Raw genomic sequence first — 14,966 nt, forward strand, 5'->3', positions numbered from 1 at the left:
TATCCTGCTCACCAGCGCCGCGAGAACCGTAGCGTGAATACCCGCCACAGCAGGGTCATTCACCACGAACCGCGAAGAGCCCGTAACACTCCAGAAGTGCATGGACTGCCATTATGTCTGCTTCGGAAGCATTTGCAGACACGCGAATCGCCTCGATGGGCAACTTAGGGGATCCATCGCTGTAATTGCCCCATTGCGTTGAGGTGCCCACTCTGACGTATGGAGTAAGCCCAAATCGCCCAGCACGAAAGTTCCAATCGCTGGTACTGTCATCAAAAAAGGCAATTCGCGTCTCGCGCTCGTCCTCAAATGCGCTATGCTTTATCCCTGAGAGTGTTCGCTGTAACTCCATTGAAATGCGTACAATCTGATCCCCGGGATCCTCGCTTTGTGCGGCTTCCCGAAGGGGGTTTACATTTTGTGGCGGCAGCTCACTGAAGGCGGATGTGTACTTCACGTCGTTCCAGCGGACAATGTCGCTCCAGCGGTTCCGTAGTGAGTGGTCGGTCCGGATGATCCCTAGAGGGGTTTCGGGATTTAGCCCGACCGCAAAACTCACTGCCTCTCTTGCATAATTGCGCCAGAGGGTCAAAGCGTCGTTGTCTCGCGACCCGCAGAGCAGAAACATGTTCCCCTGAGGGACTCTGGTGCTGTGGGGATACATGTTCGAAGTTAGAAATCCGAACTGCATTTCAATCATAGCTAGCTGTGAGGAAGTCAGGTTCTTCTCGCTGGACAAGAAATCCCTGACAGCAGAATGCATCACGGAGCCCTCTAGTTTGTCGTTCATGAAGCGTGAGTGCGTAGCCCACAACTCGCGATCTCGCACAATTCCAAGCAGTCCTGTGGCGTTTGTGTAATGCCACACTAGGTTTGAATTTGCAGCTTGAGGTACCATTGGGCTCTCCCGTGCTTCTACTGTGTTGAATGTGCTATGGGGTTAGGTTCTCATGTCTTTCTCGCCGACGGTTGCCGCGCTCTGAAGTTGTAGAGATCGTATCGGAGTCGAATGTGGACCGACGTCGATCTGATGAGATTGAACCGACTGTGCGTGTTCGTGGTGGCCAGCCCCGGGTCGGCCACCACGAGCACTTACGGCCGTTACACTTCACGCCTTCTCGATCACCACTCGCGCGTCCCACGCCCCAAGTTTCAACTCGGTGCCCTCCGCGAGCTCCTCTCCGCTCACCGCGGCCCGCACAGCCCCGGGAACCGTGAACACGCTCGGCTCCCACGACCAGTTGTGGATCACGTGCACCCGCTCGCTGGCCCCGTTGGTCGACGTGGAGACGGTCTGGGATTCCGTGCCGGGAGTCCATGCCGATGTGCCCTCTCCGACCTCGACAGCCCACCCCATGAGTGCCGCCGACGTCGCGAGGTCCGGCACGGTCCCCACGCAGGTCACGCGGGTCGGATCTCGGGCGAGCGAGCGGGGATCCCTGCCCGGATCAGCGCGCGGAGATCTCCTCGAGCTGCCGCAGCCATTCCTGCTTCCGCGCGTCGTCGGCCCAGCTGATCTCGAGCGAGTTGCGGGCCAGCTGGACCACCTCGTCGCGGGTGAGCTGCTGCGCCTCGGCGAGGGCCGCTATGTTGCCCCCGACGTAGCCGCCGAAGTACGCGGGGTCATCGGACGCGATGGACACCTTCAGGCCCTCCCGCAGCAGCTGGGTGATCTCGGCGCCCTTCATCTGATTGGTGACGAACGAGTTGGAGACGGGGCAGCACGTGAAGCCGATGCCCTGCTGCTTCGCCTCGGCGACCAGTGACGGGTCCTCGAGGATGTTGGTGCCGTGGTCGATGCGCTCGACGCCGATGGTGTGCAGGGCGGTCGCGATGTTCGAGATCGACTGCTCCTGATCGATGTCGCAGTGCATGGTCATCCGGTAGCCGGCGTTCTGCGCGGCGGCGAACACCTCGGCGAACTTCTCCGGAGGGTTTCCGCGCTCGTCGGAGTCCAGGCCGACGCCGACGATCCGATCGCGGTAGGGGAGCGAGGCCTCCAGGGTCTCGCGCGCGGACTCTGCGCTGTGGTCGCGCAGGAAGCACATGATCAGGGCGGCGTCCACGCCGAGCGACGGGGCTTCCTGTACGGCGGACCACAGACCGTCGATCACCGTGCTGAAGGCGATCCCGCGGCTGGTGTGGGCCTGGGGGTCAAAGAAGATCTCGGCGCGGACGACCCCGTCAGCCGCCGCGCGGCGCAGATAAGCGATGGTCAGATCGTGGAAGTCCTGTTCGGTGACCAGGACCTCCATGGCCGGGTAGTAGACGGACAGGAAGCTGGTGAGGTCGGTGAACGAGTAGGTGGCGCGCACCTGCTCGACCGTCGACTGCCCGATGTCCACGCCATTGCGACGGGCCAGCTCGAGCTTGAGCTCCGGCTCGAGCGTGCCTTCGATGTGCAGATGCAGCTCCGCCTTGGGGAGGGAGTCGATGAACTCGCGGTCGATGCTGGCCATGGTCGTCGATCTCCTTCGCCGGGGACATTCTTCGGCATTCACGTTACGCGCTCCGACCTGCGCGTACGGTGAAAGGCCGAGGGAACGGGCCCTCGCGGCTGAGCAGGTCGGTCACCGAAGATACAGCTGCGCCGGGGCATCGAACATCGTCTCCGACATGGCGAGGGAAGCCGCTCCGACCGCACCGACATGCCCTCCGATGGCTGTGCCGCGCACGGTGACCTCGTGGTCGCTGCGGGCGATGTACTGCTCGTTGACCATCGTCGGCGCTATGCGCAGGCAGGCGGTCGCGAAAGCCGGCCACTGCGGGCCGCCGAAGACGATGCTGTCCAGGTCGAGCAGGTTCGCGAGCTGCATGCCGACCCTCGCGAACCCACGGGCGGCGTTCTCGAGGATCGCCGTCGCAGCGGCATCTCCCTCCTGCTCCGCCATCTGGGAGAGCGTGGCAAGGGCGGTCTCGACAGCGCGCGCGTCGTCCGTGTCGACTCCAGGGGAAACCGCACCGCGTTCCATGGCGATCTCGATGATGCGGGAAGGCAGGGAGGAGACCGACACGCAGCCCCGTCCCCCGCAGGCGCAGAGCTCCCCCTCGGGATCGGCGGTCAGGTGCCCGATGTTCCCCAGGTGAGAGAGGCGCCCCGCTGCGCGCCCGGAGCCGCGCAGCACTGTCCCCTCCAGGACGAGGCCGGCAGAGACCCCACTCCCCAGGTAGATGAACGCGAGGTTCTCCGTGCCCCGCGGGGCTCTCCAGATCTCCCCGATCGCCGCCGCAGTGCTGTCCTTCTCCACGACGACGCTCAGTGCGAGCCGTTGCTCGAGCTCGTCGCGCAGCCGCACGGTCCCCCACCCGGGAAGTTGGGGAGGGCCCACCACGGAACCATGCTCGACATCGAGAGGTCCGGGCGTCGCGACACCGACGGCGGCGATCCGCTCGCGGGCGACCCCCGACTGCTCGAGCAGAACGCCGATCTGCGTCTCGATGACATCGAAGAAGTGCGAAGGCCCCGGTGCCGCTGGGGTCGGAACGGTCAGGTTGTGCACGCTGTTCCCGGCGAGGTCAAGCAACTCGAAGCTGAGCCGGGCCGGGTCGATGTGCAGGCCGATCGAGTAGCGCCCGGTAGGGGAGACTTCGTAGACGATGCGGGGAGCGCCCATCCCGGACTGGATCCGACCGGATTCGCGGATCAGGCCGGCCGCCGAGAGGCGATGGCAGATGTTGGACAGCGTCTGCATCGTCAGCCCGGTGCGGCGCACCAGATCGCTGCGGCTCGCGCCCGGGAATCTCCGGATCAGATCGAGGACCAGGACCTGGTTGTATCCGGCGACGCGGGGCAGGTTCGTCCCGCGGCGATCCGGCCTCTCCGTGGTCGAGTCGTGGGACGGCGATGTCATGACCGCATGCTACGACGCCCATTGACTTAGTCAAATTGATCATGTCTACTAGCGCGCACTGAGGCTCAAGGAGGAGACCTGGTGATGAGACGACGAACGATGCTGGCGGCAGGCCTGATGGCTGCACCTCTGGCGAGCTGCGCCAGCCGCGCCGAGGGGGAGCGGGTGTTTCGACAGTTCGACCCGGCCGACCAAGCGTCGGGCCTGGCCGACGCGATCACGATCTGGAACGCGGACCACCCCGACTACCGCGTCTCGATGGAGACGCTCTCCCCGAACAACCCGCAGCAGTTCGCCCGCGAGGCCAACTCCGGCTCCGGCCCCGACATTGCACAGCTCGCCTTCACTGACGTCTCCTTCATGGCAGAGCCCCGCATCCTCACCCCGCTCGACGACCTCATGGCTGCGGCCCCGTCCGATGCGGACGGTGACCTCCTCGCCACGGATATGACGACCTACGACGGGTCGATGTGGGCGGTCCCATGGACTGCGGACACGATGGCGCTCGTCTACAGGCCGGATGTGCTCGAGCAGTTCGGCGCCACCGAGACGCCGCAGGACTGGGAGGAGCTTGCCGATATGGCCGCGCGCATCACCCAGGACTCCGGCGGTGACGTCAGCGGATTCGTGTTCCCCGCCGGTGCGCAGTTCTCCAGCGCCCAGTGGTTCCCGATCAACTACTACCTCTGGGCCCACGGCTCGCAGCTGATCCGCGCCGAGGGAGAGCAATGGTCGGTGGGCGTCAGCGAGCAGGAGCTCGTGGAGGCGATGGAGTACTTTGACGGCTTCTTCGCCGGGGGGATCACCCCGACGGCCATGCAGGCGATCACCGACTACGGGGACCCCAGCATCGTCGGGGCGCTCGATGACGGCAGCTGCGCGATGACCTTCATGCCCCCGGCGGCCTTCCGCGCAGCACGCGAGAACGTCGATGGCGAGCTCATGACGGCCCCGATGCCCTGCGGACTCCAGGACGGCGCCACGCACCTGGGCGGGCGTGCGCTCGGGATCAACGCGAACTGCGAAGACTCCGAGGCCGCCTGGGAATTCGTGAAGTTCCTGCGCAGTCCGGAGACCTTCGAGAACTACCCGCAGTACCCAGCCTCCGCCACGACTCTCCAGCAGGTCGACGTCGATCCCGCGGAGCAGGGCTTCATCGACCAGCTGCCCCACTCCGAGTCCTTCGCCCGATACGCCGACGCGCCGATCACGATCGCCTCGCTCCAGGAGCTCGTGAATCAGCAGTTCTCTGCCGTCTACTCCGGGCAGTCCGAGCCGACCGTCGCAGCGCAGAAGATCATCAGCACCTTGACCAGCGGACTGGAGGAGTGAGCGACATGGGTGGCACGCGACTTCGTGCACTGCAGCCGTACCTGCTCAGCGCCCCGGCGCTGCTCGTCGTCGGTCTGCTGTTCCTGATCCCCTCCATATACAACGTGGTCCTGGCCTTCCAGAGCCTGTCGCCGTACCAGTCTCCGGGGGACGCCGAGCCAGTCGGCTTCGAGAACTTCACCGATCTCTGGAGCAGCGGCGACCTGCCCAACGCCGCCATCAACACCGTCTTCTGGCTCACTGCGATGACTGTCGTCCTGCGGATCGCGCTGGGCCTCGCTCTCGCGCTCGCGCTGGAGTCCCCGATCCTGCGGCGGTGGAAGCTGCGCGGAGTCTCGCGCACCATCATCCTCATCCCCTGGATGGTTCCCCAGGTCGTGGCCATCGCTGCCTGGCGATGGATCCTCGACGGCAACTCCGGAGTCCTCAACCAGGCTCTGACCGGCCTGGGGATCATCGACGGCGGTATCCCCTTCCTGGCCCAGACCAGCACGGTGTGGTGGTCGATCATCGCGATCATCGTGTGGCGCGAACTACCGTTCGTGGTGATGGTGCTCGTCGCCGGGCTGCAGTCGATCCCCGCGGAGCAGTACGAGGCCGCCGAGGTGGACGGTGCAGGCAGGTGGGCCTCGTGGCGGAGCGTCACGGTGCCGAACCTCCGGCCGGTGCTGACCATCGTGGTCCTGGTGACCGTGATCCAGACCTTCAACAACTTCGTCTACGTCTGGCTGACCACCGGCGGCGGCCCGGGCAACTACACAGCAGTGCTCGCCACCGAGCTGTACAGCGCAGCGTTCTTCGACAACGAGCTCGGCGCCGGCGCAGCGATCGGTCTGCTCATGACAGTGATCATGGCGATCTTCGCCGTGGTGTACATGCGCGTGACCTCGACAAAGGAGAAGGCGTGATGGCCGCGATCCAGCACGTCGAACCTGCCGCAACGCGAGCTGGGCGACGACACCACTCCCGAGAGAGCAGACGTCCGAAGGATCTGCTGTTCCTGATCCCCTTCGCACTCGTCCTGATCGTGATCGTCTTCCCCGTGATCTGGATGCTGTACAGCTCGCTGCGGCCGGTCCAGGAGATCTCTCAGGGGGTCACCTGGCAGAACGTGTTCTCCGGCCTGAGCCTGGACTCGTACACCCGGCTCTTCGACGAGACGAACTTCGGCCGCTACCTGCCCAACAGCATCTTCGTGTGCGTGGTCGGCTCGGTGATCACCGTCGCGATCTCGGTTCTCGCGGGCTTCGCCCTGTCCCGATTCTCCTTCCGGGCGAAGCCGGTGGTGATGATCGCGCTGGTCGCTACTCAGCTGCTGCCGTTCGTCGTGCTGATCACCCCGGTGTACCTCTTCTTCGCCGAGCTCCGCCTCCTCAATTCCTTCGGCGGGCTGATCATCGTCTACGTCGCGATCACCACGCCGCTCGCCACTCTGCTCATGACCGGATTCCTCAACGCTGTCCCCAGGACGCTGGATGAAGCGGCACGGATCGACGGAGCCTCCACGCTCACCGTCATCACCCGCGTGATCGCTCCGCTGGTGTGGCCGGGCATCGTCACCGTCGGCGTGACAGCCTTCATCGCCATGTGGGACGAGTTCCTCTTCGCCCAGATCTTCCTCACCAGCGAATCCCTCAAGACCGTGCAGGTGGGCATCGCCGGTCTCTTCGGCGAATACGGCACCGACTGGGGCGTCGTCATGGCCGCCTCGGTGCTCGCCGCCCTGCCCACGATCCTGCTGTTCTCCCTCCTGCAGCGCCGGCTCGTGGCCGGCATGACCGCAGGAGCCGTGAAGGAGTGACCATGAACGACCCCCGACGCCCGAACATCGTGATCCTCTACGCCGATGACCTCGGATGGGGCGATCTGGGCTGCTTCGGAGCCGACGACATCCCCACCCCGCACCTCGACTCCCTGTGCCGTGACGGGGCGAAGCTCTCCCAGTGGTACTCCAACTCGCCCGTGTGCTCACCGTCCCGGGCGTCGTTGCTGACGGGGAAATATCCGGCACACGCCGGTGTCGAAGCCATCCTCGGCGGCACCCGGCACACCCCGGGACTCCCCGCTCAGGCGACACTCGCATCGCAGCTGCGTGATCGCGGCTATCGCACCGGCCTGTTCGGCAAATGGCACCTCGGAGCCGACGCCGCGTACGCCCCGAGCCACTACGGCTTCGAGGAGACCTTCGGGTTCCGTGCCGGCTGCGTCGACTACTACTCCCACATCTTCTACTGGGGCGGCCACAACCCCGTGCACGATCTCTGGTCGGACGACGACGAGGTCTGGCGGAACGGTGAGTACCTCACGACCGTCATCGGAGAGCGAGCCGCTGACTTCATCACCCGCTCCGCACCGAGCGGCCCGTTCTTCTGCTACGTCCCGTTCAACGCCCCGCACTATCCGATGCACGCGCCGGCCGAGCACATGGAGCGAGTCGCCGGCCTCCCAGAGGGTCGGCGGGAGACCGCCGCGATGATCGCGGCCATGGACGACGCCGTCGGCGAGATCCTTCGAGCACTCGAGGAGAGCGGCACCCGGGACGACACCCTGGTGCTCATGTCCTCGGACAACGGACCCTCCCGCGAGAGCCGGAACTGGCTCGACGGCGAGGAGGTCTCCTACGACGGCGGCTCGTCAGGCGGGCTGCGCGGGTCCAAGGGTTCGGTGTTCGATGGGGGGATCCGCGTGCCCGGACTCCTCTCCTGGCCCGCCAGGATCCCTGCCGGTTCCGAGCTCGACCAGCCCGGACTGATGATGGATGTGCTCCCGACGGTCCTCCATGCCGTCGACGGCACCGCCCCGGAGATGTCGGAGGTCGACGGAGTCTCGCTATTGGACGCCCTGTGCGCGGCGGCCGACGTGGCAGAGAGGCCGCTCGTCTGGACCTACGAGGGCCAGTATGCGGTGCGACGCGGCCGGCACAAGCTCGTGGTCGAGGCTCGCGAAGGCATGGATCCGCCGGCCGTCGTGGACCGGGCGCTCTACGACCTCGACGGGGACCCCGAGGAGAGCACCGACATCTCGGCCGAGGCTCCGGAGGTCGTCGTCGCTCTCGAACGGGATCTCGCGGCGTATCGCGCCTCCGCGGCGACGTGGTCGCGCGAGCTGGAATCGGCCTGACTGGTGCACTGAACCTCGTCGCACAGGGTTGGAACCTCGCGATGGCAGTCATTGTGCACCCCGTTCACGGACGCCCGACATCGATCTCCTCGGCGAGTTGCTGCTTCCTGTCACAGGTTGGATGCCGCGTGTGGAACGGATTCGTCGTATCAGTCGAGGTAGGCGCGCACCGCAGTCACTCGTGCGTTACGGGTTCCGGCGACGTTCTCGATGATCAGACGCAGTGCGTCCACAGGATGAGGACCTTCGAGGACTGCTGACCACCGACGCTGCCGGTTCCCGTCAACTCGCGCGACCTCGCGCCAGGCCCCGCCAGATCGCACCTCTACCCGAGCATCCCGTACCAGCGTCGGCATCACCTCCGCGTCGGTGCGGTGATGGTGGAGGTTGATGAGGTCCTCGTTCACGTCGGCGTCGAAGATCACCTCGACGCGGCCGATCTGCACTGGCTCTGGCCAGGAGAGCTCGATCCACGGCTGCGGATCCTCGCTGGTGGGCTCGGAGACCCACACGTTCGGCCCGCCGTACGGCCTCGCGTATCCGCCGCGCACCTGCTCGGGGTGGAACGCGTCCGTCGGCGCACTCGCGCGGAAGCAGATGCCGCTGCCGTGGAGGGTCTCCTTCCACGCGCGCCACTGCTCGGTGTAGCGCTCGTTCTCGGGCATCTCGCGATGGATCATCGTCACCGTGCCGGGCTCTACCCACGAGCCCCGGTGCACGGCCAGCTCCGCGTTCGCGTGCAGGATCACGAAGCCGTTCTGCGCGGTCTCCGGTTCCCAAGCCAGCGGGAGGTGCACCCACGAGCGCCCGGGCTCCACAGCCACACTGACTGCGGCGATCTCGCGGGCCGGCAGGTAGTTCTGCGGCGTCGACGTGGCGTGGAGCGACGCGCTCAGCGTGGTCGCCGTCTCCGCGTCGACCAGCACATCGAGCCCGCCCAGCAGCGGATCCACCGGCAGCACCAGGCCCAGGTCATCCACGAGTGGCACGAGGCCCGCGCTCTGCGTCGAGGCGAGCGTCTGCTTCGTGGAGGAGGCCCGCACGTCGGCCTGCAGGGCAAGATCCACAGGATCGTCGTTCTCCACCCCGAGCACCGAGGCGTCTGCCCGCACCATCGCGCGGCGCAGATCCGCCACGTGCTCGTGCGCGAGCGCCGACGCGGACACGCCCAGCTCCTGGGAGAGCGCCGCGCCGATCCCGGCTGCCTCGCCGAGCACGGCGCAGGTCGCCATCACGCGCGTGGACCCGAAGGCGACGTGGCTCGCGGAGATGTTGCGGCCGGCCATCCACATGTTCGTGACGTTCTTCGAGAACAGCATCCGCAGCGGGAGGTGGTAGTTCCCGTCGGGATGCCAGTGCTTCGAGCCGGGCTCGGTGGCGTAGACGCCGCCGGAGGGGTGGAGGTCGATCGACCAGCCGCCGTAGCCGATACGGTCCTCGAACTCCGTCTGCTCCAGGACGTCCTGCTGGGTGAGCACGTGTGCACCCACGAAGCGGCGGTACTCACGCTTACCGGGCACCGAGCCCACCCATTCCAGGGTGAGGTTCTCCGCGTCGAACTCGCCGGAGTTCTTGATGTGGTCCCACAGGCCGTAGCAGACGGCCTGGAGCTCGTCGCGGATCCGTTCGTTGTCGTGCACCACGTCCAGCTCGCCGCCCCACTCGACCCACCAGAACGCGCAGCCCTTCATGTCCTGGCGGATCACGCGATGCTGCGGGATCCCGGTGGCCTGCACGTCGATCGCGAACGCCGGCTTCACGAACTTCGACGGCTCACCGACGTCCTTCGAATAGAACAGGATCGTGCTGCCCAGCATGTTCTGGTCCGGCACGTCCGGTGCCCACGACTCCCCGAACTGGGAGCGGGGCTCGCGGCCGGTCATGTACTCGGCGCCGGCCAGGTACCCCACGAGTCCGTCGCCCGTACAGTCGATGAAGGTGGGTGCCTCGATCGTGATCCGGCGTTCGGAGCCGCTCATCCAGCCCGTCACCCGGCGGATCACGCGGGCATCGTCCGGCCCGTCGGCCCCCACCTCGGTCACGTCGGTGTTCAGCAGCAGGGTGATGTTGGGTTCGGCCTGCACCGTCTCCAGCAGCAGCAGATCCCAGTAGTAGGGGTTGCCCTCAGGATTGCGGTACTGGTTCTCCACGAACAGCTCGCCCATGAGGCCGGTCTCACGGGCGAACTGGTGGATGCCGTGAGCGGTCGCCCCGCACACCCACACCCGCACCTCGCTCGAGGAGTTCCCGCCGAGCACGGGCCGGTTCTGGGCGAGCACCACCTGCCTGCCCCGGCGGGCAGCGCCGATCGCGGCGCAGATCCCGGCCAGGCCTCCGCCCAGCACAGCAATGTCGGTGTGGATGGTCTCCTCGATCACGATGGATCGTCCTTTCCCAGGGGTGGGTTCTATGTCGTCGAGCAGTCGGACGGATGGTCCGTGCCCGCAGTCAGCCGCGGCGGCGGCCGCCCAGCATGCCGTCGTCGAAGTAGCGCATCGAGTTGTCCGCTGAGCGGTACTGGGCCACCAGCACCCACAGCAGGCTGGTCACGAGGGTGTCGCTGGCGCGGCCCGAGTAGTAGCTCGTCCACACCTCACCGTTACGGATCCCGGAGTACACGCTGATATCGGCTTCGTCAGCCACCGGGGAGCCCGGCATACCGTGCACCGCCACAGTGGTCGCGCCCCGCGCACTCGCCTCCCGCAGCAGCCGTGCGGTGACGTCGTCCTCCCCGGAGCGGTTCAGCACCACCACCACGTCCTGCGCGGTGAGCGTGTTGCACACCGCGTGCAGCGTCACGGGCCCTGCGTCCAGGAACCAGGCGGCGACCCCGATGCGCTGGAGACGCATGTGCATCTCGCGCAGCGCCACCGAATCGCCCCATTCCCCGTACAGGTGCACCCGCTCGGCGCCCGCGATCGCCCTGGCCGCCTGCTCCACGCGCGCCACATCGATCCCGGACACGGCATCCCTCAGGGCGCGGGCGGCGGTGCCGGCGAGGATGTCGAGCACATCGACAGCGGGCTCCTCTGGCGAGATCTCCCCTCCGATATCCCGCTCCCAGCCGGATTGGGCGTTGCGCCCGTTCTCGAGCGCGATCGCACTGCGAAGCTCCGGAAAGCCCGAGTACCCCAGGCGCGGCGCAAGACGCGAGACCGTCGTGGGGTTCGTGCCGGCTCGGCGGGCGAGCGCGGTGATGCTCGTGGACCCTGCGGCGAGGGGATCAGCGAGGATCTCTTCCGCCACACGTCGCAGGGTGGGGGTCAGGTCCGGGAGCGCGTCGCGCAGGGTCTGCAGCACGGGCAAGGAAACGGAAGGGATCTCGTGAGTCATGATCGCTCTCAGGTGTAGAACAGTTGGGCGGAGGCCGTGGTGTCGGCGTCGGCGACAACTCTGACCCAGTGGGCGCTGAATCCGCTGGGGAACACGTGGGTGACAAGGCATTCGGGCTCGACGGTCAGGCGCTGGCTGCGCCGGAAGTGCCCGTCGCCATGGATGTCCACCTCGAGATCGAAGGTCACGGCGGCCTTCCCGTGGTTCTCCAGGTGAAGGCACTTGTTGTCGAATCCGGTCATGAGGTAGGGGTCCGACGGCTCACCCGCATGCACCTCTTCCCGCCACCAGGGGCCGCCCCACCCGGACGGCTTGCCGAATCCCCACAGGTCGTCGGTCTTGCCGAACCAGAGCCCGGATTGGGGTTCCGCGGTGGTGACGTTCTTGCCGCCGCTGGGGGAGGCGTTGTCCGCCCCGAGCACCAGCATGCCCTTCCAGGAGCAGAAGTCGCCGAGCACCCACAGATGGGTGGAGATCGGTCGCAGCCCCCAGATCCGGCCTCCGTACGCCCAGGGGGAGAGTTCGTAGAACATGCCGTGATGGTCCACGAGCAGGCGTTCGTGCTCGGTCTCTCGGATGCGGGGCCATTCCGTCTGCCACTTGTGGTCGAAGGTGTGCGAGGCCTTCGGGAGGCGGTAGCGGGTCCAGCGATCGTCCCGCGCGGTGTACACCTCGAGGATCGCGGAGGCCGCATCCCAGCCGGTGGCGAAGATGGTGTCCGTGAAGTCGCCGCGCCCGCCGATCGCGGTGAAGGGCTTGTGCTCGATGATCCGCCAGGTCGTGCCGTCGAACTCCGCGAGCCGGCCCCGGCTCTGCGTCCCGGCCCAGTCGGCCTCGCCGTACTCGTTCGAGCAGACGACGAGACGGCCGTGCGCGCTGTAGCAGTCCTTGTAGTGGACCTTCCACTCGCCCTCAGTGGCGAGCTCCTCGTTCAGATCCCAGAGGAGCACGACCTCTCGCGTGCTGAGCTCCAGCTCGAAAACCAGGCCTTCCATGGTCAGCACGTAGACGTGTGACTCCGGTCGCGTCAAGTGTCGGGCGGTGCCGCAGAGTCGGTGCTGTGCGAGCTCGTCAACCGTGTGCACGGTGTGATCGGGTTCGATCACGTGTGGGCCGATGACCAGCGAACCGGTCTCGAAATGTACGAGGCGGTTCGTGAATGTGCCGTCCACGCCGATCGCCTCGGGGACCTTCTTCATGGAGAAGTCCTCCTCGATGCGGCGCAGGCTCACCCCGGTGCCGGTCTCGGCGCGGTGGGAGTTGTAGTTCTGGACGTAGAGGGCGCCGTTGTACGGCATGAGGGCGCCGACGCCGAGCTCGGTGCGCGGCGGCCCGAAATCTCCGATCTGGGCGAGCGAGGGGGCGACACCGGACACGGTGGAGAGGGACGACATCGGGGGAGTTCTCCTGGAGGGGGTGGGGCGGGTGAACAGATCGGTGGGGGTCATTTCAGAGCGCTCTCGGTCATCGCCTGCACGAAGCGACGCTGGAAGATCAGGAACACCACGAGGATCGGGATGATCGAGATGACAGCGGCGGCCATCGCGATCCCCGGGGCCATGGCCCCGGTCTCGTCGGTGAAGTTCGTCAGCGCGAGCGGCAGCGTGAAGTTCTCGGGGCTGGAGAGGAACACCAGCGGTGACTCGTAGTCGTTCCAGGACCAGACGAAGGTGAGGATCGCCAGCGCACTGATCATCGGCAGGGCATTGGGCAGATAGATCCGCCAGAAGATCTGGAACTCGTTCGCGCCGTCGAGCCGCGCGGCCTCCGCGAACTCGCCGGGCTGGCTCACGAAGAACTGCCGCATGAGGAACGTGCCCAGCACGGTGAACATCCCCGGCAGGATCAGCGCCCACAGGGAGTCGTACAGACCCAGCTGCTGGAAATACACGAAGCGCGGAACGAGCAGCAGCTGCGCCGGGATCAGCGAGGTGGCGAGGTATCCGATGAACACGACGTTCCTCCCGCGGAAGTGGAGCTTCGCGAACGCATATCCGGCCAGCGTCGCCGTGGCCAGCTCGCCGAGCACTCGCAGCAGCGCCACGAAGACGGAGTTCCCGAACGCCGGGAGGATCGAGCCCTCGCCGAACAGCACCTCGGTGTAGTTCGCCCAGCGGAAGTCGTCCGGTATCCACTGCATCGGCACCGAGAACGCCTCCACATCAGGTTTCAGAGAGGTGGAGATCATCCAGGCGAACGGCAACAGGAACAGCAGGGCCAGGATCCACAGGGGAATGCCCCAGGCCCAACGGCGAAGGCGGCGCCGGCGACGATGCAGGGCATCGCGGGCGGCAGTGCCCGTCCGCGGATCGACGTGACCGGTCGAGGTGCCTCGGGTGGGATGCAGGGTGTCAGTCATGGAGGGCCTTCCCTCGCTGGAGGCGCCACATGACGAGCATCAGCGCGAAGATTCCCAGGAACGTCACCAGGCCCACTGCCGAGGCGTAGCCGAAGCGGTAGAACTGGAAACTGGTCTGGTACATGTAGAACGACAGCGTGGTGGTCGAGGCCCCCGGACCGCCGTTGGTGATCAGCGCGATCATCCCGAAGCTCTGCGAGATCCCGACGAACAGCGTGATCAGCAGGAACACCGTGGTGGCCAGCAGCGACGGCCAGGTGATCGCGCGGAACATCCGCCAGCGCCCGGCGCCATCGATCCGTGCCGCCTCGTAGAGCTGCTCGGGGGCGTCCTGCAGGGCCGAGAGGTAGATCAGGCACGCGTACCCGGCCTGGGCCCAGATCGTCACGAGGATCAGCGCCGGCAGCGCCCAGCGGGAGCTCGCGAACCAGCCGGGCAGCGCCTCTGCGCCGAAGTTCGCCAGGAACTGGTTCAGCAGTCCGGCCGACGGGTCCAGCAGCATCATCCAGGTCATTCCGATCGCCACGACGTTGACGATGTACGGGATGAAGAAGCAGGCGCGCAGCAGGGCTCGCCCGGGCACGTCGCGGTTCAGCGCCATCGCGAGCAGCAGCCCCACGCCCAGGGTCAGCGGTACGGCTACCCCGGCATAGACCACGGTGATCAGCAGGCTGCGCCAGAACGTCGGATCCTGGAGCACGAAGAGGAAGTTGTCTATCCCGACGAACTCGATCCCCTCGAGACCGGAGACGAGATTCCACGTGGTGAAGGAGAGCGCCACCACGGACACCAGCGGCACGACCGTGAACAGCAGGACGCCGAGCAGGTTGGGGGCGATGAACAGCCAGCCGACCAGAGGTTTCGGGTCCGACGGTGCGCGGCCGGTTCGGCGCCTCCGGGTGACGGATGGTGAGGCGAATGCAGGAGCGGTGGATTCGGAGACTGGCGGGGTGGTGGAAGCGGTCGTCATC

At 66.4% G+C, this 14,966-nt stretch carries 13 protein-coding genes; 4 read left to right on the forward strand and 9 right to left on the reverse strand.

Going from position 1 to position 14,966, the window contains the following annotated elements; all coding sequences use genetic code 11:
- Positions 1-55 precede the first annotated feature (55 nt).
- From ABD093_RS19170 to ABD093_RS19185, 4 genes are all read right to left on the reverse strand, one after another.
- Positions 56-790, reverse strand: coding sequence for a hypothetical protein (locus tag ABD093_RS19170; protein WP_343926545.1), 735 nt, complete (start codon positions 788-790; stop codon positions 56-58).
- A gap of 318 nt (positions 791-1,108) precedes the next feature.
- Positions 1,109-1,405, reverse strand: a complete 297-nt coding sequence (locus tag ABD093_RS19175) for a hypothetical protein (RefSeq protein ID WP_343926547.1) — start codon at positions 1,403-1,405, stop codon at positions 1,109-1,111.
- Between the two features lie 43 nt (positions 1,406-1,448).
- Positions 1,449-2,459 (reverse strand): adenosine deaminase, encoded by a 1,011-nt coding sequence (gene add, locus ABD093_RS19180; protein WP_343926549.1) that lies wholly within the window; start codon positions 2,457-2,459, stop codon positions 1,449-1,451.
- A 111-nt stretch (positions 2,460-2,570) separates the two neighbouring features.
- A complete protein-coding gene (locus ABD093_RS19185; RefSeq protein WP_343926551.1) occupies positions 2,571-3,851 on the reverse strand; it encodes an ROK family transcriptional regulator in 1,281 nt (426 codons plus the stop codon).
- 84 nt (positions 3,852-3,935) lie between these two features.
- Between ABD093_RS19185 and ABD093_RS19190 the strand changes: the two genes are divergently transcribed.
- Genes ABD093_RS19190 through ABD093_RS19205 form a run of 4 tightly spaced genes read left to right on the forward strand, consistent with a single transcriptional unit; the run spans position 3,936 to position 8,303 of the window.
- Complete coding sequence (locus ABD093_RS19190) at positions 3,936-5,183, forward strand: ABC transporter substrate-binding protein (RefSeq protein ID WP_343926553.1); 1,248 nt, start codon at positions 3,936-3,938, stop codon at positions 5,181-5,183.
- Between the two features lie 5 nt (positions 5,184-5,188).
- A complete protein-coding gene (locus tag ABD093_RS19195; protein ID WP_343926555.1) occupies positions 5,189-6,091 on the forward strand; it encodes a carbohydrate ABC transporter permease in 903 nt (300 codons plus the stop codon).
- A complete protein-coding gene (locus ABD093_RS19200) occupies positions 6,091-6,984 on the forward strand; it encodes a carbohydrate ABC transporter permease (RefSeq protein ID WP_343926557.1) in 894 nt (297 codons plus the stop codon). The genes ABD093_RS19195 and ABD093_RS19200 overlap by 1 nt, the downstream gene beginning before the upstream one ends.
- A gap of 2 nt (positions 6,985-6,986) precedes the next feature.
- The gene (locus tag ABD093_RS19205) at positions 6,987-8,303 is read left to right on the forward strand and encodes a sulfatase family protein (protein ID WP_343926559.1); all 1,317 of its coding nucleotides are present in this window, start codon (positions 6,987-6,989) and stop codon (positions 8,301-8,303) included.
- A gap of 149 nt (positions 8,304-8,452) precedes the next feature.
- Here ABD093_RS19205 and ABD093_RS19210 read toward each other — a convergent pair whose 3' ends face one another.
- The 5 genes from ABD093_RS19210 to ABD093_RS19230 all read right to left on the reverse strand — a co-directional run bounded on the left by ABD093_RS19210 (position 8,453) and on the right by ABD093_RS19230 (position 14,965).
- Positions 8,453-10,681, reverse strand: coding sequence for an FAD-dependent oxidoreductase (locus tag ABD093_RS19210; protein WP_343926561.1), 2,229 nt, complete (start codon positions 10,679-10,681; stop codon positions 8,453-8,455).
- Positions 10,682-10,751: 70 nt separating this feature from the next.
- Positions 10,752-11,636 (reverse strand): MurR/RpiR family transcriptional regulator, encoded by an 885-nt coding sequence (locus tag ABD093_RS19215; protein WP_343926563.1) that lies wholly within the window; start codon positions 11,634-11,636, stop codon positions 10,752-10,754.
- Between the two features lie 8 nt (positions 11,637-11,644).
- On the reverse strand, positions 11,645-13,084 hold the full coding sequence (locus tag ABD093_RS19220; protein ID WP_343926565.1) for a hypothetical protein: 1,440 nt from the start codon (positions 13,082-13,084) through the stop codon (positions 11,645-11,647).
- Positions 13,081-13,995, reverse strand: a complete 915-nt coding sequence (locus ABD093_RS19225; protein ID WP_343926567.1) for a carbohydrate ABC transporter permease — start codon at positions 13,993-13,995, stop codon at positions 13,081-13,083. Before ABD093_RS19225 ends, ABD093_RS19220 begins: the two co-directional genes overlap by 4 nt.
- Entirely contained in the window at positions 13,988-14,965 is a 978-nt protein-coding gene (locus tag ABD093_RS19230; RefSeq protein WP_343926569.1) for a carbohydrate ABC transporter permease, read from the reverse strand. Before ABD093_RS19230 ends, ABD093_RS19225 begins: the two co-directional genes overlap by 8 nt.
- Between the last annotated feature and the right edge of the window lies 1 nt (position 14,966).

Source organism: Brachybacterium tyrofermentans (assembly GCF_039526165.1).
GTDB classification, from domain to species: domain Bacteria; phylum Actinomycetota; class Actinomycetes; order Actinomycetales; family Dermabacteraceae; genus Brachybacterium; species Brachybacterium tyrofermentans.

Excerpts from the sequence above, each read along its gene's own strand:
- ABD093_RS19170 (WP_343926545.1), bottom strand. The coding sequence starts at position 790 with ATGAACGACAAACTAGAGGGCTCCGTGATGCATTCTGCTGTCAGGGAT.
- add (WP_343926549.1), bottom strand. The coding sequence starts at position 2,459 with ATGGCCAGCATCGACCGCGAGTTCATCGACTCCCTCCCCAAGGCGGAG.
- ABD093_RS19185 (WP_343926551.1), bottom strand. The coding sequence starts at position 3,851 with ATGACATCGCCGTCCCACGACTCGACCACGGAGAGGCCGGATCGCCGC.
- ABD093_RS19190 (WP_343926553.1), top strand. The coding sequence starts at position 3,936 with ATGAGACGACGAACGATGCTGGCGGCAGGCCTGATGGCTGCACCTCTG.
- ABD093_RS19195 (WP_343926555.1), top strand. The coding sequence starts at position 5,189 with ATGGGTGGCACGCGACTTCGTGCACTGCAGCCGTACCTGCTCAGCGCC.
- ABD093_RS19200 (WP_343926557.1), top strand. The coding sequence starts at position 6,091 with ATGGCCGCGATCCAGCACGTCGAACCTGCCGCAACGCGAGCTGGGCGA.
- ABD093_RS19205 (WP_343926559.1), top strand. The coding sequence starts at position 6,987 with ATGAACGACCCCCGACGCCCGAACATCGTGATCCTCTACGCCGATGAC.
- ABD093_RS19215 (WP_343926563.1), bottom strand. The coding sequence starts at position 11,636 with ATGACTCACGAGATCCCTTCCGTTTCCTTGCCCGTGCTGCAGACCCTG.
- ABD093_RS19220 (WP_343926565.1), bottom strand. The coding sequence starts at position 13,084 with ATGACCCCCACCGATCTGTTCACCCGCCCCACCCCCTCCAGGAGAACT.
- ABD093_RS19225 (WP_343926567.1), bottom strand. The coding sequence starts at position 13,995 with ATGACTGACACCCTGCATCCCACCCGAGGCACCTCGACCGGTCACGTC.
- ABD093_RS19230 (WP_343926569.1), bottom strand. The coding sequence starts at position 14,965 with ATGACGACCGCTTCCACCACCCCGCCAGTCTCCGAATCCACCGCTCCT.